Origin of the sequence: Parahoeflea alexandrii (assembly GCF_024105735.1) — a bacterium.
Taxonomy (GTDB): domain Bacteria; phylum Pseudomonadota; class Alphaproteobacteria; order Rhizobiales; family Rhizobiaceae; genus Hoeflea; species Hoeflea alexandrii.
This window is the reverse complement of record NZ_JAAAML010000002.1, coordinates 497,302-513,655: the sequence shown is the minus strand read 5'-3', so window position 1 is coordinate 513,655 and position 16,354 is coordinate 497,302. Positions and strand designations below refer to the sequence as shown.

Annotated in this window: 14 protein-coding genes; 8 read left to right on the top strand and 6 right to left on the bottom strand. The window is 63.1% G+C overall.

What is annotated here, in order from left to right; translation table 11 throughout:
* Positions 1-192 precede the first annotated feature (192 nt).
* The 5 genes from GTW23_RS12175 (at position 193) to GTW23_RS12155 (ending at position 6,397) form a co-directional block, all read left to right on the top strand.
* The gene (locus tag GTW23_RS12175) at positions 193-1,218 is read left to right on the top strand and encodes a LacI family DNA-binding transcriptional regulator (RefSeq protein ID WP_252915966.1); all 1,026 of its coding nucleotides are present in this window, start codon (positions 193-195) and stop codon (positions 1,216-1,218) included.
* A 60-nt stretch (positions 1,219-1,278) separates the two neighbouring features.
* Positions 1,279-1,605 carry an ArsR/SmtB family transcription factor gene (locus tag GTW23_RS12170; RefSeq protein ID WP_152010937.1) on the top strand — a complete coding sequence of 109 codons (327 nt, stop codon included), beginning with the start codon at positions 1,279-1,281 and terminating at the stop codon, positions 1,603-1,605.
* A gap of 292 nt (positions 1,606-1,897) precedes the next feature.
* Positions 1,898-4,738 carry a molybdopterin oxidoreductase family protein gene (locus GTW23_RS12165; protein WP_252915965.1) on the top strand — a complete coding sequence of 947 codons (2,841 nt, stop codon included), beginning with the start codon at positions 1,898-1,900 and terminating at the stop codon, positions 4,736-4,738.
* Entirely contained in the window at positions 4,735-5,481 is a 747-nt protein-coding gene (locus GTW23_RS12160) for a 4Fe-4S dicluster domain-containing protein (protein ID WP_252915964.1), read from the top strand. The genes GTW23_RS12165 and GTW23_RS12160 overlap by 4 nt, the downstream gene beginning before the upstream one ends.
* Before the next feature lie 4 nt (positions 5,482-5,485).
* Positions 5,486-6,397: a dimethyl sulfoxide reductase anchor subunit family protein gene (locus GTW23_RS12155; protein ID WP_252915963.1), complete on the top strand. Its 912-nt coding sequence runs from the start codon at positions 5,486-5,488 to the stop codon at positions 6,395-6,397.
* A gap of 34 nt (positions 6,398-6,431) precedes the next feature.
* On the opposite strand, the gene GTW23_RS12150 is transcribed toward GTW23_RS12155, so the two are convergent.
* The 3 genes from GTW23_RS12150 to GTW23_RS12140 all read right to left on the bottom strand — a co-directional run bounded on the left by GTW23_RS12150 (position 6,432) and on the right by GTW23_RS12140 (position 9,235).
* Positions 6,432-7,454, bottom strand: coding sequence for a TAXI family TRAP transporter solute-binding subunit (locus GTW23_RS12150; RefSeq protein ID WP_252915962.1), 1,023 nt, complete (start codon positions 7,452-7,454; stop codon positions 6,432-6,434).
* A 139-nt stretch (positions 7,455-7,593) separates the two neighbouring features.
* Positions 7,594-8,652 carry a succinylglutamate desuccinylase/aspartoacylase domain-containing protein gene (locus tag GTW23_RS12145; RefSeq protein WP_252915961.1) on the bottom strand — a complete coding sequence of 353 codons (1,059 nt, stop codon included), beginning with the start codon at positions 8,650-8,652 and terminating at the stop codon, positions 7,594-7,596.
* Positions 8,653-8,884: 232 nt separating this feature from the next.
* A complete protein-coding gene (locus tag GTW23_RS12140) occupies positions 8,885-9,235 on the bottom strand; it encodes a PilZ domain-containing protein (RefSeq protein ID WP_193217383.1) in 351 nt (116 codons plus the stop codon).
* A 216-nt stretch (positions 9,236-9,451) separates the two neighbouring features.
* On the opposite strand from GTW23_RS12140, the gene xseA reads away from it, so the two are divergent.
* The 3 genes from xseA to GTW23_RS12125 all read left to right on the top strand — a co-directional run bounded on the left by xseA (position 9,452) and on the right by GTW23_RS12125 (position 13,850).
* The gene (xseA, locus tag GTW23_RS12135; protein WP_252915960.1) at positions 9,452-11,035 is read left to right on the top strand and encodes an exodeoxyribonuclease VII large subunit; all 1,584 of its coding nucleotides are present in this window, start codon (positions 9,452-9,454) and stop codon (positions 11,033-11,035) included.
* 113 nt (positions 11,036-11,148) lie between these two features.
* Positions 11,149-12,384, top strand: coding sequence for a putative DNA modification/repair radical SAM protein (locus tag GTW23_RS12130; protein WP_152010944.1), 1,236 nt, complete (start codon positions 11,149-11,151; stop codon positions 12,382-12,384).
* The gene (locus GTW23_RS12125) at positions 12,384-13,850 is read left to right on the top strand and encodes a UdgX family uracil-DNA binding protein (protein WP_152010945.1); all 1,467 of its coding nucleotides are present in this window, start codon (positions 12,384-12,386) and stop codon (positions 13,848-13,850) included. The genes GTW23_RS12130 and GTW23_RS12125 overlap by 1 nt, the downstream gene beginning before the upstream one ends.
* A 55-nt stretch (positions 13,851-13,905) precedes the next feature.
* Here GTW23_RS12125 and ybaK read toward each other — a convergent pair whose 3' ends face one another.
* From ybaK to guaA, 3 genes are read right to left on the bottom strand one after another with little or no spacing between them, the layout of a single operon-like run.
* Complete coding sequence (gene ybaK, locus GTW23_RS12120) at positions 13,906-14,379, bottom strand: Cys-tRNA(Pro) deacylase (protein ID WP_152010946.1); 474 nt, start codon at positions 14,377-14,379, stop codon at positions 13,906-13,908.
* A gap of 11 nt (positions 14,380-14,390) precedes the next feature.
* Positions 14,391-14,738 carry an ArsC family reductase gene (locus GTW23_RS12115; protein WP_252915959.1) on the bottom strand — a complete coding sequence of 116 codons (348 nt, stop codon included), beginning with the start codon at positions 14,736-14,738 and terminating at the stop codon, positions 14,391-14,393.
* A 41-nt stretch (positions 14,739-14,779) separates the two neighbouring features.
* Positions 14,780-16,351, bottom strand: coding sequence for a glutamine-hydrolyzing GMP synthase (gene guaA / locus GTW23_RS12110; RefSeq protein ID WP_290128954.1), 1,572 nt, complete (start codon positions 16,349-16,351; stop codon positions 14,780-14,782).
* Positions 16,352-16,354: the final 3 nt, after the last annotated feature.

Genomic DNA, 16,354 nt, shown 5'->3' with positions numbered 1-16,354 from the left:
GGCCTTGCTGCTCTGCCGCAGCGATCCGGGCCCACCGGTGTCCTCACACCATTTTCAATCGATTACATCGAAGAATAAAATGCTGCACTGCAATCGATTACATAAAGGTTGACCGCGATGAGATTTGGAGTCAAGTGATATTTGCGGAACGTGCCTCAAGCCCGTCTCCCAGAAGCGGGAATGCAACTCATCATGGAACCCAAAGCTCCCAAGATTACCGATGTCGCACGGCTCGCAGGGGTCTCCACCGCGACCGTCAGCCGCGCCTTGAGCAAACCGGAAAGCGTCGCTGAATCAACGCGTAACACAGTTCTTGCCGCAGCAGAGAAGACCGGGTACCGGGTCAATCTGTCGGCGCGGAACCTGCGGCGTCAGCGCACCGGCGCGATCGTCATCCTGGTTCCCAATATCGGCAATCCGTTCTTCTCCGAAATCCTCGCCGGGATCGAGACGGTGCTGTCGGAAAGCGATATCAACATGCTTGTCGTCGATACGCGGCAGGCGCACATGAAGCCGCAACTGGTTCTCGAATACCTGCACGCCACCCGGGCCGACGGGATCATCGCGCTCGACGGCTCGCTGCCAGACGCCATTCTGGCAGTCGCCAGTTCCGGTATCGGGGCTCCGCCGATCATCTTTGCCTGCGAATGGACGCCGGGGGGCGAATTTTCATCCGTTCGCGCCAACAACGCACATGGGGGCGAGCTCGCGATCGCCCATCTTGCGGGGTTGGGGCACCGGATCATCGGCATGATCACCGGCCCGGATGATAATGTTCTGACCCATGCCAGGAGCAAGGGTGCCATCGATGCCTTGACGGAAAAGGGCCTGGCAATGGCGCCCGAACATGTCTTCGCAGGCGACTTCAGCCTTGATGCCGGTGCGCGGGCAGCGCAAAGCTGGCTCGAACTGGATCAGAGACCCAGCGCCGTGTTCAGCCAGTCCGACCAGATGGCATTCGGGTTCATCTCGGAATTGGCACGGCAAGGGATATCGGTTCCTGGCGATGTCTCCGTCGTCGGCTTTGACGATATCGCCATAGCCCAGTGCTTCATTCCGGCATTGACGACGATACGGCAACCGCGAAAAAAGCTGGGCCTGACCGCCGCCCGGGTACTGATTGAGCATATCGGCGCCAGCTCCAACCCACCGATCGAGACGACCATCCTCGATGTTGAGCTGATCGAGCGCGACAGCACCGGAGCGTTTGCAGGTTGAAACATCGGTGAGACTTCCTTATATAAGAGCTCATTAATGTGATCGAACGGGATGCCGGAGATGCTTGACGCCCAGGACATGCTTGAAATGGAGCCGCGGATGAGTGAAGCGGCCAAACTGATGGAGATGCTGTCGCAACCCGTCCGGCTGCGTATCCTGTGCATCCTGCTTGATGGCGAACAGAGCGTCTTGAAGCTGGCCGACATGGCGGGCCTGTCGCAACCGGCAATGTCGCACCATCTGCGAAAGTTGCGCGACGCGGATCTGGTCAACACCCGGCGGGACGCCCAGACCATCTATTATTCGCTGAAAGGCAAGGAAGTGGGTGCGGTGCTTGAGGTTCTGCACGGGCTTTATTGCAGACCACCGGGAAAAGCTGCCTGCTGATCATTTCGGTTCCGGGCGCGAAGTCTCCGGATCTGTTTCCTACTTGCCGCGCCAGCGATCGCTTAGCGGCTCACTCCGCCTGCATGCCCAAGATGCAGGTCTCCCCGTGCCTGCGCCTATCTGGACCTAGAACTAGGTAAACTGGCTTTATCCACCCGGCTTGACATTTTCCCGGCTGCACGGTCCGTTTGACGTGCGGTCGCGGAGGCGGGCGACGTCGGTTTGCCTTTAGGGGCAAAGACGAAAACGTGTTGCAACGAGGCTATCGGGCAGCACGTCTTGGGGAGGGTGAATGAACCAGACCAGCAGGGCTCCGGGCGCGGCTGACGGCAAGACCGAAATTCGCAAGACCACCTGTTACATGTGTGCCTGCAGGTGCGGCATCAATGTCCACATGGCGGAAGGCAAGGTCCACTATATCGAGGGCAACCGGGATCACCCGATCAACAAGGGCGTGCTCTGCGCCAAGGGGTCGGCGGGGATCATGCAGCATTATTCACCGGCACGGCTGAAGAAGCCCTTGCTAAGGACCGGCGAACGAGGTTCGGGCGAATTCAAGGAAATCGAATGGGACGAGGCGCTGGAGCTTGCCACCCAATGGCTCGGTGAGGTCCGCAGCTCCGATCCGCGGAAGCTAGCATTCTTCACCGGGCGCGACCAGAGCCAGTCGATGACCGGCTGGTGGGCGCAGCAGTACGGTACTCCCAATTACGCAGCCCATGGCGGTTTCTGCTCGGTCAACATGGCTGCCGCCGGCATCTACACGATGGGCGGGGCCTTTTGGGAGTTTGGAGCACCGGACTGGGAGAAGACCGAGCTGTTCATGATTTTCGGCGTGGCCGAGGATCACGATTCCAACCCGATCAAGATGGGCCTGGGCAAACTCAAGGAGCGCGGCGTCAAGGTGATCGGCGTCAATCCGGTGCGGACCGGCTACAACGCGATTGCCGATGAATGGCTCGGCATCACGCCGGGCACCGACGGGCTGCTGATCCTGGCGCTGGTGCACGAGCTGATGCGCACCGGCAAGATCGATCTCGACTACCTGATCCGCTACACCAACGCGCCCTGGCTGGTGATCGACGATGCGGAGGGCGCCGGTCACGGGTTGTTTGCGCGCGACGACGAAGGTGTCCCGCTTGTGGCCGACCGGCAGACCGGCAAGCCCGTCTCGTCTGCAACCCCGGGGATCAAGCCGGCGCTGAAGGGCCGTTTCGAACTGCCGGACGGCCGTCACGCCATTCCTGTGTTCGAACTGCTGGCGCAAAAATATCTCGATCCGCAGTACGCGCCTGCAGCCGTTGCCGAGCGGACCGGAATTGCTGCCGACACCATCACCCGCATCGCCGGCGAGATCGCCGCAGCCGCCTTCGAGCGCGAAGTGGTGATCGAGCGGCCCTGGACCGACATGAAGGGCGAGCGGCACGAGCGGATGATCGGTCGACCGGTGGCGTTTCACGCGATGCGCGGGATTTCAGCCCATTCCAACGGGTTCCAGACCTGCCGCGCGCTGCACATGCTGCAGATCCTGGTCGGATCGATCGATTGCCCCGGAGGATTCCGCTTCAAGCCGCCCTACCCGCGGCCGGTTGCCGGCCAGCCGCGACCGCATGGCGGCGCCTGCGCCGACACGGCGCTGGCCGGGCCGCATCTGGGCTATCCGCGCGGACCGGAAGATCTGCTGCTCGAAGCCGACGGCGAGACCGCCCAGCGCATCGACAAGGCGTTTTCCTGGGATGCGCCGCTGTCGGCGCACGGCATGATGCACATGGTGATTTCCAATGCCCATGCGCGCGATCCCTACGGCATCGATGTCCTGTTCATGTACATGGCCAACATGGCCTGGAATTCATCGATGAACAGCTCTTCGGTGATGAAGATGCTGACCGACAAGGACGCGGACGGCGAGTACGTGATTCCGAAGATCATCTATTCGGACGCCTATTCCTCGGAGATGGTGGCGTTTGCCGACCTGATCCTGCCCGACACCACCTATCTCGAACGGCATGACTGCATCTCGCTGCTCGATCGGCCGATCAGCGAGCCCGAGGCGCTGTGCGATTCGATCCGCTGGCCGGTGGTCGAGCCCGATCGCGACGTGCGCGGCTTCCAGAGCGTGCTGCTCGATCTCGGCGCACGGCTGAAACTGCCGGGCATGGTCGCCGAGGACGGCTCGCCGGTCTACAAGAACTATGCCGACTATATCGTCAATCACCAGCGCAAGCCGGGCATCGGGCCGCTGTCGGGCTGGCGCGGCGAAGACGGCGACAAGACCGGCCGGGGCAAGCCCAATCCGGACCAGATCAAGCGCTACATTGAGAACGGCGGCTTCTCGCAGGTGCATGTGCCGCAAGAGGCGCATTACTTCAAACACGCCAACCGGGCGTGGAGCGACTGGGCGATTGAAAAAGGGCTGCAGGACGGGCCGGTGGAAAACATCTTCCAGCTCTATCTGGAGCCCTTGCGCAAGTTCCAGCTTGCCGCCGAAGGCAAGATCAAGCCGATGCCGCCGGAACATCACCGCGAGCGGATCAGGACCTGTTTCGACCCTTTGCCGACCTGGTACCCACCCTTTGCCGACGACGGGCTGGATGAGAACGCCTATCCGCTGCACGCGATTACTCAGCGGCCGGCGGCGATGTATCATTCCTGGGGCTCCCAGAATGCCTGGCTGAGGCAAATTCACGGCGAAAACGCGCTGTATGTCCCGGGCGAGGTCTGCGACGCCCAAGGATTGGAGACTGGTGACTGGGCGCTCGTGTCCTCCCAATCGGGCGAGATCCGGGTCAAGATTGCGCGCATGGACGCGGTCAACGGTTCGACGCTGTGGACATGGAACGCCATCGGCAAGCGCGCCGGGGCCTGGGCGCTCGACAAGGATGCACCGGAAGCGACGCGCGGCTTCCTGCTCAACCACCTGATCGACGAGTTGCTGCCGCCGAAAGGCGACGGGCGTCGCTGGGCCAATTCCGACCCGATCACCGGACAGGCGGCCTGGTTCGATCTGCGGGTTTCGATCCGCAGGGATGCCGACCAGAGCAGCGGGCAAAGCCTGCCTGACGTCAGAGCACAGAAAAGTCCGGTTGGAGAGGCGCCGACCAACGTGGCGTTCGGACGGGGGAAAGCCATATGACCAGTCTTCCCGCCACCACCGAAAAGCGGCTTGGCCTGGTCATCGATCTCGACACCTGCGTCGGATGCCATGCCTGTGCGGTCAACTGCAAGGAATGGAACACAGGTGCCGGCGCCTCGCCGCTGGCCGACATAGATGCCTATGGTTCAGATGTTTCCGGGGCCTGGCTGAACCGGATCCACACCTTCGAGGTGACGCCCGATGACGCGCCGGCGCAGATCGTGCATTTCCCGAAATCCTGCCTGCATTGCGATGATGCGCCCTGCGTGACCGTGTGCCCGACCGGCGCCAGCCACAAGCGCCCGGAAGATGGCATCGTGCTGGTCACCGAGGACCTGTGCATCGGCTGCGGGCTCTGCGCCTGGGCCTGCCCCTACGGCGCGCGCGAGATGGATCCGGTCGAGAACGTGATGAAGAAATGCACGCTCTGCGTCGACCGGATCTACAGCGAAACCTTACCCGAAGAAGACCGGATTCCGGCCTGCGTGCGCACCTGTCCCTCGAGCGCGCGGCATTTCGGCGATTTCAACGATCCGGAGTCAGACGTCTCGCGGCTGGTCGCCGAGCGTGGCGGCATCGACCTGATGCCGGAGATGGAGACCCACCCGGTCAACAAGTACCTGCCGCCGCGTCCGAAGACCCGCCCGCAGGCCGCGGCTCCATCCGCCGCCGCCCCGGCTTCCGTGCCTAAGGCCGACGGATTCCTCGGCTGGCTCGACGCCGCGCTCGACAAACTCGGATAGTCCCATGCATCCTGCCGTTTCCGTCATCTTCTTCACCGTCATGTCGGGCGCCGGGCTCGGCATGATCTTTCTCCTCGGGCTCGGCTTTCCGGTCGATGCTTCCGCCGCCTGGGTGTTCCTCGTCGGCGTTGTCGGCGGGGGTCTCGCGGTGGCGGGCCTGCTGGCGTCGACCTTCCACCTGGGGCATCCTGAACGGGCCTGGCGGGCGCTGAGCCAGTGGCGCTCAAGCTGGCTGTCGCGCGAGGGGATTGCGGCGATCGCAACTCTCATCCTGTTCGGCATCTACGTGCTGATCTGGCTTGCCACTGGTTCGCGGCACCAGGTGCTGGGGCTGCTTTCGGCGCTTGGCGCCGCGCTGACGGTGTTCACGACCTCGATGATCTATGCGCAGCTCAAGACCGTGCCGCAGTGGCACAGCCGGCTCACCCCGGTGGTCTATTGCGGCTTTGCGCTCGGCTCCGGCTGGCTGCTGGCCTCAGCGCTCGGCACGCACGAGGCGCCGGAGTACTGGGGGATCGGGCTGATCGGCCTTGCCTGGGCAGCCAAGTGGATGTGGTGGGCGCGTGCCAGCCGGTCGCGGCTTGGCGATGCCGGCTCAACTCCCGAAACCGCGACGGGGCTCGGGTTCATCGGCAAGGTGCGGCTGCTCGAGCGCCCGCATACCGGCGAGAATTACCTGACGCGCGAGATGGTCCACCGGATCGGCCGCAAGCACGCAAGCCGGCTTCGCATGCTGGCGCTGGTGCTTGGCGGGATCGTACCGGCGCTCGTTCTCGCTATCGTTGGCCTGAGCGGCGCACCGGCGCTGGTGAACCTGCTGGCTGCGGTCTCGATGCTGATCGGACTGCTGGCGGAGCGCTGGCTGTTTTTCGCGGAGGCCGAACACGCGGTGTCTCTCTATTACGGTCATCGCTGACCCGCAGCGACGGCGCTCTGCCAAGGGTCAAGCCTTACCTGATCATGCCGGCCTCGCGATAGTACCGCTCGGCTCCCGGATGCAGCGGAATGCCAATTCCATCGAGCGCAGTCTCGCGGGTGACGGATGCACCCTTGGCGTGACCGACATCGAGCAGGTGCCGCGTGTTGCTGTTCCACAGCGCAGCGGTGATGGCGTAGATCAGATCATTGCTCGCAGCCAGGCTGGTCAGCCATTGCGCGCCCACGGCAACCGTCGGGACGCCTGCGACATCGGGATAGGCGCCGTCGGGGATTTCGTCCCGGGTGAAGAACGAGTGCTCGAGAAGCATGGTGTCCACCTCAGGTCCGGAGATCGGGACCAGGATCACATCAGCCTGGGCGGCGAGCTCTGCAAGTGCACGGGCCGGATAGCCACCGACAAAGAACAGTGCATCGAGCTCTCCCGCGCGCATGGCTTCGGATGCTGATTCCGGCTTGAGATTCTCGACCGTGATATCGGCTTCGCCGATGCCAAAGGCCTCAAGGATCAGAACGGCGTCCGGATAGGTACCCGAATCGGTCTTGTCGAGCGAAACCCGCTTGCCTTTCAGGTCCTTTACAGATGCGATACCCGAGGAGCGCGAGGCAATCAGGTGAACATGCTCGGGGTAGAGCGCGGCGATCACGCGCAGGTCGCGCATCGGCTCCCGGCCCTCGAATGTGCCGGTGCCCGAATAGGCCCAGTAGGCGACATCCGCCTGGGAGAACCCGGAATTCAGTCCACCCGACGCGATCGCGCTGACATTTGAGACAGAGCCATGGGAGGATTGCGCCACGGCCACGAGCCCGGGCACGCCGCAAGACCCGCCCTCGTCGCATCCCCTCGATCCGGGTGGATTGGAGATCGAATTGGCAATGGTACCGGCAAGCGGAAAATAGGTTCCGCCAACCCCGGCGGTTCCGATGGTGAAGTAGCGTATGTCCGCAGCCTGTGCCGCGCCTGCCCCGGTGACGAGCACACTTGCAATTGCCAGCGTCCAGACAACGCGCATCAGCGCCGATAGCCGAAATCCCATCTGTTCCCCCACATCACGCGTTCAGCCCACGACCGGTCCCCTGCCGGTTCTGGTCAACCGGCGTCAGGTTCGCGGTTTCGGCAGGCAAAGTCAAAGGCAGGCAGGTGCCGGTGATTGGAAATCCGGGACCCGTAGGGGTTCAGTCCTCCAATGCACCCTTGCGGGAGGCCACTGCCGGCTGATCACCGATGATCTTGAGCAGGTTGTCACCCATGCGGATGAAGCGCCTGATGCGCCGGGTCAGCACAAAACCGGCCTGCGGTGCTGGAACCGCCACGGTTCCAGCTTCACGGCCGGGACTGACGATGATCTCAGCCACCACCTGCCCCGCCTCTACCCTTTCACCGGGCGCAACATGGAACAGAATGGTGCCTCCAACAGGCGCCAGCACCATCTCGACGTGGCGGATAGGCTGGCCGACAAAATCCTTGCGGAGTTCCGGCTGAGGCTTCGCGTCAGCCGCGACAACGCCACGGCCCTGCAGGAAACGGTAAAGCCCTTCGGCATCCTTTCGCCCCAGCGTCGCATCGACATCGTTCTGGCCGCGCAGTTCGACGGTTGTGACGCAATGGCCCGTGAGATCCCCAGCGGGCGCGCGGGCCTTCATCTCCTCAAAGACCGCCTCCTCGAAAGCCCGGTCGGAGCCCGAATCCCATAAAAGGGCCGCTTCGCAATCAAGGCAAGCAGCGAGATCAGCCATTTGCGGCCAGAGCTGCTCGGGTGCGTAGATGTATTGCACGCCCTCGTCGTCACAGTGCAGGTCGAGGACGATCGGGCAGCCATCGGCCAACTCCAATAGCCGGCTCTTCAGCCGCCGCTCGGCGAAAACCGCAGAAGAGGCCGCGTCGAGCCGCCTGATGCCGGTCACATCCGGCACCGGGAAATCACGGTTGAAATTGGTGCGGGTTCCGGTCGAGAACCGGCCCATGTGGTCACCGTAGAGATGCTGGGCGGCGCCGATCGGATTGGCATGCGGCACCAGCGTCACCGAACCCAGCAACCGCCCTTCGGCTTCGGCCTTTTCGAGCATCGGGATCAGGTAGTGCATCGCCGCGACGCCAGGCCTTTCGTCGGCATGGAGAGCCGACTGGATGTAGACGCGGGGAGCGCGCGGTTCCGCGCCTGCAAGCCTGTGGACAATCAGCTCATAGGCAATGCCGGGGGTTTCGCCTGGAATGGTCTCAATTTCGGTCTTCATGGCGTCTCACATGGAAATCGTACAGCTTTTAAGGCTGACGACTACACCCGAAACGCCCGGATGTCGCTGAGATTTTCGCCGGTCACATTTCCGCCCGTGATGGCGCCGCCGATGATCGCTGTATCCCTCAAGTCAATTGTCCCGTCTCGTGTCGCGGAATGCAGAATGCGCGCCAAAGACCGGCGCCAGAATTCAACCCGGCGGGCTCAGATGCCCATTTGCCGCTTTCCGCCTATTTCGCGGGGAACCTCTTGTCCGCGATCCTGTCGACCATGGCAGTGGGCAGGTCGGTCATGAACTTCAGATGCAGGGCATCATCGGAACGATCAATCACGGCGCAGGGAAACTTTGCTTCCAATCCCTCGAGGACGAAGTAAACGAAATCAGGGATCGGCTCGGTCAGCAGCCGGCAGACATGACAACCGCTTTCGGAGATGTTGTCCATCCTGCAGGATTGCGACGAGTACCCGCGGACCCCGTGACGCAGGTAATACACGGTGGCCACCTTGTTGGTTTGCCGACGGGGATGCTCGCGCCGATCCAAATCCGGAAGACGCGACAAATAATTTTTCGGTGCGCTCAAATCCTGTCCGTCCCAATTTTTATAAATTACCCTAAAATTTAACTAATTATGTTTGAGTTTACATTCGCCAGCAAGCCGAACCAAGCGATGGTTTTGAAATGATTTCGGGAAGCATGTTAGGCCAGCCCTGCCATAACGTGAAGTGCATTGCCGTTCGTCCGCTTTCCGGTCAAACCGCGGACTTGACGCAGGCCGCATCATGGTGCGGATTCGGGGATGCCTTCGCTTTTGGATGATTCGCCCACCAATGCCGCCGAATTCACGGTCACTGAACTGTCCGGCTCGATCCGCCGGACGGTGGAAGATGCCTTCGGCAATGTGCGCGTGCGCGGCGAGATTTCCGGTTATCGCGGTCCACATTCATCCGGGCATGCCTATTTCTCGCTCAAGGATGACAAGGCCCGCATCGAGGCGGTGATCTGGAAGGGCGTGTTCTCGCGGCTCAAATACCGGCCTGAAGAAGGCATGGAAGTGATCGCCACCGGCAAGGTCACCACCTATGCGGGCTCGTCAAAGTACCAGATCGTGATCGAGGCGCTGGAGCCGGCGGGTGCCGGCGCGCTGATGGCGCTGATCGAGGAACGGCGGCGCAAGCTTGCCGCCGAGGGGCTGTTCGACGAAGCGCGCAAGCAGTTGCTGCCCTACATGCCGATGGTGATCGGCGTGGTGACATCGCCCACGGGCGCGGTGATCCGCGATATCCTGCACCGGATCGAGGACCGGTTTCCCGTCCATGTCATCGTCTGGCCGGTGCGGGTCCAGGGCGACACATCGGGCGACGAGGTCGCCCGGGCAATTGCCGGGTTCAATGCATTTGAGAAAGGCGGGCCGATCAGGCGGCCGGACCTGATCATCGTGGCGCGCGGCGGCGGCAGCCTGGAAGATCTCTGGGGCTTCAATGACGAGGCAGTGGTGCGCGCCGCCGCCCAATCCGACATCCCGCTGATCTCGGCCGTCGGGCACGAGACCGACTGGACGCTGATCGACCATGCCAGCGACCGGCGCGCGCCGACACCCACGGGCGCGGCCGAAATGGCGGTTCCGGTAAAGGCTGATCTCGAAGCCCATGTGGCAACGCTCGCCGCCAGGCTGAAATCCGCGCAATCACGCACACTCGACAGGCGCCGTGAGGCTCTCCGGGGACTGGCGCGGGCCCTGCCGACGCTCGACAGCGTGCTGGCGCTGCCGCGGCAACGGCTCGACCGCTCGGCGCAATCGCTCGGCCGGGCGCTGGAGCTCAACACCGCCAACCGCCGACGCCGCTTCGAACAACAGGCCGCCCGGGTAACGCCGATCGCATTGGTCTCGGCCATCCGCGAGAAGCACCAGCAGGTCCGCGACAAGATCGCGCGCATGGACCGGGTGCAGGAGCGCCGGCTCGATGCGCTGAAATCGCGGCTGGAGCGCCATGCGCAAATCCTGGCCTCGGTTCCGCGCAGACTGACCGACACCCAGGGGCGCGGCAGAGAACGGCTGACCGACCTTGTCCGCCGGACCGACAATGCGTTGACCCTGATGCTGGACCAGCGCAAACGCGGACTGGCTGCGCAGACGCGCATGCTGCAATCGCTGTCCTACCAAAGCGTGCTTGGACGCGGCTATGCGGTGATCCGCGATTCCGACCGCAAGGTTCTGGCGCGCGCGGCTGAGGTAGATGCCGGCACGATGATCGCCATTGAATTTGCCGATGGCGAGGTCTCGGCGCTGGCGAGCAGCGACCAATCGATCTCGGCTCCGAAGAAACAGCCGCGTGCCAAGGCCGCCAAGCCCAAGGAGCCGGGACAGGGTAGCCTGTTCTAACCCTTCACAGCAAGGGCCCCGCTTCGACGGTGGCATCAATCCCGAACCATTGTTTCCTTTCAGGTGCAACATGGGTTGTTGCCGCGGTCACGAGTGGAACATATAAGGAACACATGACCGGAAAGACACTCGAATCAAAGCTGGCGATCCTTAGCGACGCTGCCAAGTACGACGCCTCCTGCGCCTCGTCTGGCTCAACCAAGCGCGACAGCCGCGACGGCAAGGGGCTCGGCTCGAACCAGGGCAGCGGGATATGCCACGCCTACGCGCCCGACGGGCGCTGCATCAGTCTGCTCAAGATCCTGATGACCAATTTCTGCATCTATGATTGCGCCTATTGCATCAATCGGGTGTCATCGAACGTGCCGCGCGCGCGGTTTTCGGTCGACGAGGTGGTGCGCCTGACCATCGATTTCTACCGCCGGAACTACATCGAGGGTCTGTTCCTGTCCTCCGGCGTCATCCGTTCGCCCGACGCCACCATGTCGGACATGGTGCAGATCGTCCGCAAATTGCGTGAGGAAGAGAATTTTCGCGGCTACATTCATCTCAAGACCATCCCCGATGCCGCGCCCGAACTGATCGAGGAAGCGGGGCGGCTGGCCGACCGGCTGTCGATCAATGTGGAACTGCCGACGGACGCCAGCATGAAGACCTTCGCCTCGGAAAAGAACCCCGGGCAGATCCGCCGGGCGATGGCCGATGTGCGGCTGCGCAAGGAAGCGGCCCGCGACAAGACCCATACCGGCCGCAAGGCCCCAAAGTTTGCGCCGGCCGGACAGTCGACCCAGATGATTATCGGCGCCGACGGCTCCAACGATGCCGCGATCCTGGGCGAATCGACACGGCTTTACTCCTCCTACCAGCTCAAACGGGTCTATTATTCCGCGTTCTCGCCGATCCCCGACAGCACGTCGCGGCTGCCGCTGATCTCCCCGCCGCTGGTGCGCGAGCACCGGCTCTACCAGGCCGACTGGCTGCTGCGGTTCTATGGTTTCGACCTCAAGGAGATCGTCAGCGGCGCGCGTGACGGCAATCTCGACCTCGATCTTGATCCGAAACTGGCCTGGGCGCTCAAGCATCGGGAAGTGTTCCCGGTCGACATCAACCGCGCCGACCGCGAGTTGCTCTTGCGGGTGCCGGGCTTCGGGGTGAAAACCGTCAGCCGGATCCTGAGCACGCGACGCTATCGCAGCATCCGCTACGAGGACGTGGTGCGAATGGGCGGATCGATGAAGAAGGCGGGACCGTTCGTGACCGCGCAGGGCTGGTCGCCGGGCGGCTTGATCGACACGGCGCAGCTTCGCAGCCGCTTCCTGCCGCCGCCACAGCAATTGTCGCTGCTGTGATGCGGCATATCATCGTTCCAGACTTCGGGACGGCCGCGGCCTGGCGCAAGGCGGCGCGCGCCTGTCTGAACGAGGGCCTGTCGCCTGCCGACATTTCGTGGGGAAGCGAGCAGACCGAGCGTGGACTGTTTGACGACCAGCCCGCGGCAGCCGCCGCACCGGTGAAAATGACGGTGCCGCGCAGCTTCGTCGAGCTTGCGGAGACCGTGTGCTGGCACCGCGATCCCGACCGTTTTGCGAGGCTCTATGCCTTCCTGTGGCGGCTCAAGGACGCACCCCATCTGATTGCCGACCGTGGCGACACGGAACTGGCGCATCTGCGCGGGATGGAAAAATCGGTGCGCCGCTGCCAGCACAAGATGAAGGCCTTCGTCCGGTTCCGCGAGATCGGCAATCGAGACGACCCCAGGCGCAGCTTCGCCGCCTGGTTCGAACCTACCCATCACACGCTGGAGCCCACGGCAGATTTCTTTGCGCGGCGGTTTGGCGACATGGACTGGCGGATCGTGACACCGGAAAAGACAGCCATCTTCATGAATGGCAAGCTGTCCTTTGCCCCGGGGCAAGCCAAGCCGGAGCTGCCCGATGATGCCAGCGAGGCGCTGTGGCTCACCTATTTCCGCAGTATCTTCAATCCGGCGCGGCTGAAGGTGCAGGCGATGACCTCGGAAATGCCAAAGAAATACTGGAAGAATCTGCCGGAGGCAGCGACGATCCCCGACCTGATTGCCAATGCCCCGGCGCGAGCCCGGGCGATGGCGGACGCAGCGCCTACCCTGCCTCCGGTCCGCGCCGAAAAGGCCCGCCAGCAGCTTGCCGCGCACATGTCAGCCTGGGAGGGCCCGAAGGAGGCGCTGCCCGCGGCGATCCACGCTTGCACGCGCTGTCCGCTGCACCAAAACGCAACCCAGGCCGTACCGGGTGTGGGTCCGCTTGATGCCGCGCTGATGATTGTCGGCGAGCAGCCGGGCGACCAGGAGGACCTGGCAGGCTTGCCCTTTGTCGGCCCGGCCGGGCAGTTGTTTGACCGGGTTGCGGAGGCCGCTGGATTACGGAGACAGGAGGCCTTCGTCACCAATGCGGTCAAGCATTTCAAGTTTAGCCCGCGCGGCAAGCGGCGGCTGCACCAGCGGCCGAATTCCGGCGAGATCGAGCATTGCCGCTGGTGGCTGGATGCCGAGCGGGCCTTGGTCAAGCCGAAGCTGATCCTGGCGCTCGGCGCCACGGCCGCGGAAGCGCTGACCGGAACCGGCGCCGATATTCTGCGCCGCCGCGGCACGGTGGAACAGCTGGCCGACGGCACCCCGGTGCTGCTGGCCGTGCATCCGTCGTTCCTGCTGCGTCTGCCCGATCCGGCGGAGCGGGAAAGGCAGATGGCTCTGTTCGAGGCCGATCTGCGCCGGGCGGTCGAGATGGTTGCGGCACTAGCGGCCCGGACCGGCAGGCAGGACATGGCGGCAGGCTGAACCGGCTGAAGTGTATCAGTCCGCTGGCTGATCACGCGGCTATAAATTTGCGGGATTAGGCGACGACTTCGGCAGAAACCGCATTGAGCGCTTGTGCAGCATGCTTCGGGTCAAGCCGGACCTGCAGCCCGCGCTGACCGCCATTGATGAAGACATAGGGCTCCGACAAGGCCGCCATTTCGATGGCGGTCGGCACCCGCTTTTTCTGGCCGAAAGGGCTGATGCCGCCGACATGGTAACCGGTAAGCCGTTCGGCGTCGGCGGACTTCATCATCGTGGCCGACTTGCCGCCAAGGGCTGCGGCCAGCTTCTTCATGCTGACCTCGTGGTCGGACGGCAGCACGACGCAGACCGGCTTGCCGTCAAGCTCCGCCATCAGGGTCTTGAGCACACGCGAGGGCGGCTCGCCGAGCGCCTCGGCTGCCTGCAGGCCGATGCTCTCGGCGTCGGGATCGTAGTCATAGCTGTGAACGGTGAAGGCAATACCGAGCTTGGTGAGTTCTATCGTGGCGCGGGTGGTCTTCGCCATCTCACCTCTCCTCAGGCGAAGAACTGCTCGTACCGGTCCGGCTTGAACCCGATGATGATCCGGTCGTCCGCTTCCAGCACCGGACGCTTGATCATCGAGGGCTGCGCCAGCATCAGCGCGATGGCCTTTTCCTGATCGAGATCCTGCTTGGCGGCCTCATCGAGCTTGCGGAAGGTGGTGCCGGCACGGTTGAGAACGGTTTCCCAGCCAGATTCATTGCACCAGCGCACCAGATGCGCCCGATCGATGCCGGACGCCTTGTAGTCGTGGAACCCGGCCTCGATGGAATGGTCAGCGAGCCAGGTCCGCGCCTTCTTCATCGTGTCGCAGTTCTTGATGCCGTAAATGGTGACGGTCATGTGCAGTCCCGTGGTTTCAGTGCCTCATTCCCACTCGCCGGTTATTCCCACTCGATGGTGCCGGGGGGTTTGGAGGTGACGTCGTAGACGACGCGGTTGATGCCCTTGACCTCGTTGATGATCCGCGTCGCGGTCTTGCCGAGGAAATCCATGTCGTAGGGGTAGAAATCGGCGGTCATGCCGTCGACCGAGGTAACGGCGCGCAGCGCGCAGACGAATTCGTAGGTGCGGCCATCGCCCATGACGCCGACGGTCTGCACCGGCAGAAGCACGGCGAATGCCTGCCAGATCGTGTCGTAGAGGCCGGCCTTGCGGATCTCGTCCAAATAGATGGCGTCGGCCTGGCGCAGGATGTCGAGTTTCTCGCGGGTGATGCCGCCCGGGCAGCGGATGGCAAGACCGGGACCGGGGAACGGGTGACGACCGATGAAGCTGTCGGGCAGGCCGAGCTCACGGCCCAGCACACGGACCTCGTCCTTGAACAGTTCGCGCAAGGGCTCGACCAGCTGCATGTTCATGCGTTCGGGCAGGCCGCCGACATTGTGGTGCGACTTGATCGTGACCGACGGACCGCCGGAGAAAGAAACGCTTTCAATGACATCGGGATAGAGCGTGCCCTGGGCGAGGAAATCGGCGCCGCCGATCTTCTTCGCCTCTTCCTCGAACACCTCGATGAACAGGCGGCCAATGGTCTTGCGCTTGGCTTCCGGATCGGCCTCGCCCTCGAGTTGCGAGATGAAGCGATCGGAGGCATCGATCATTTTCAGGTTGAGATTGTAATGCTCGTGGAACATGGCGACCACGTCGCGCGCCTCGTTCATGCGCATCAGGCCGTGGTCGACCAGGATGCAGGTCAGCTGATCGCCGATCGCCTCGTGAATCAGCAGCGCCGCGACCGAGGAATCGACACCGCCGGAAAGCGCGCAGATGACCTTGCCAGAGCCGACCTGGTCGCGGATCTTCTGCACCATTTCGGCGCGGTAGGCGGCCATCGACCAGTCGGATTTGAGGCCGACGATCTTGTGCACGAAGTTGGACAAGAGTTTCGCGCCATCGGGCGTGTGCACCACTTCCGGGTGGAACATGGTGGTGTAATAGCGGCGCTTCTCGTCAACCGAGATGGCAAAGGGAGCATTCGGCGAGGTGCCGATCACCTCAAAGCCTTCCGGAAGACGCGTGACCCGGTCGCCGTGGCTCATCCAGACGGGATATTTCTTGCCGACTTCCCAGAAACCCTCGAACAAGGGTGAGGATTTGAGGATCTCGACATCGGCGCGGCCGAATTCGCGGTGATGGCCGCCTTCGACGCTACCGCCGATCTGGGTGCACAGCGTCTGCTGGCCGTAGCAGATGGCGAGGATGGGAACACCTGAATCGAACACCGCCTGCGGCGCGCGTGGCGAGCCTTCGCGGGTGACCGAATCCGGTCCGCCGGAAAAGATCACGCCTTTCGGCTGCATCCGCTCAAAGCCTTCATCGGCGAGCTGGAACGGGACGATCTCACAATACACGCCGGCTTCGCGAACCCGGCGGGCAATGAGCTGCGTAACCTGACTGCCGAAATCGATGATCAGGATGGAATCGGGATGAGTGGTGTGAAGGATATCGTTCATGGC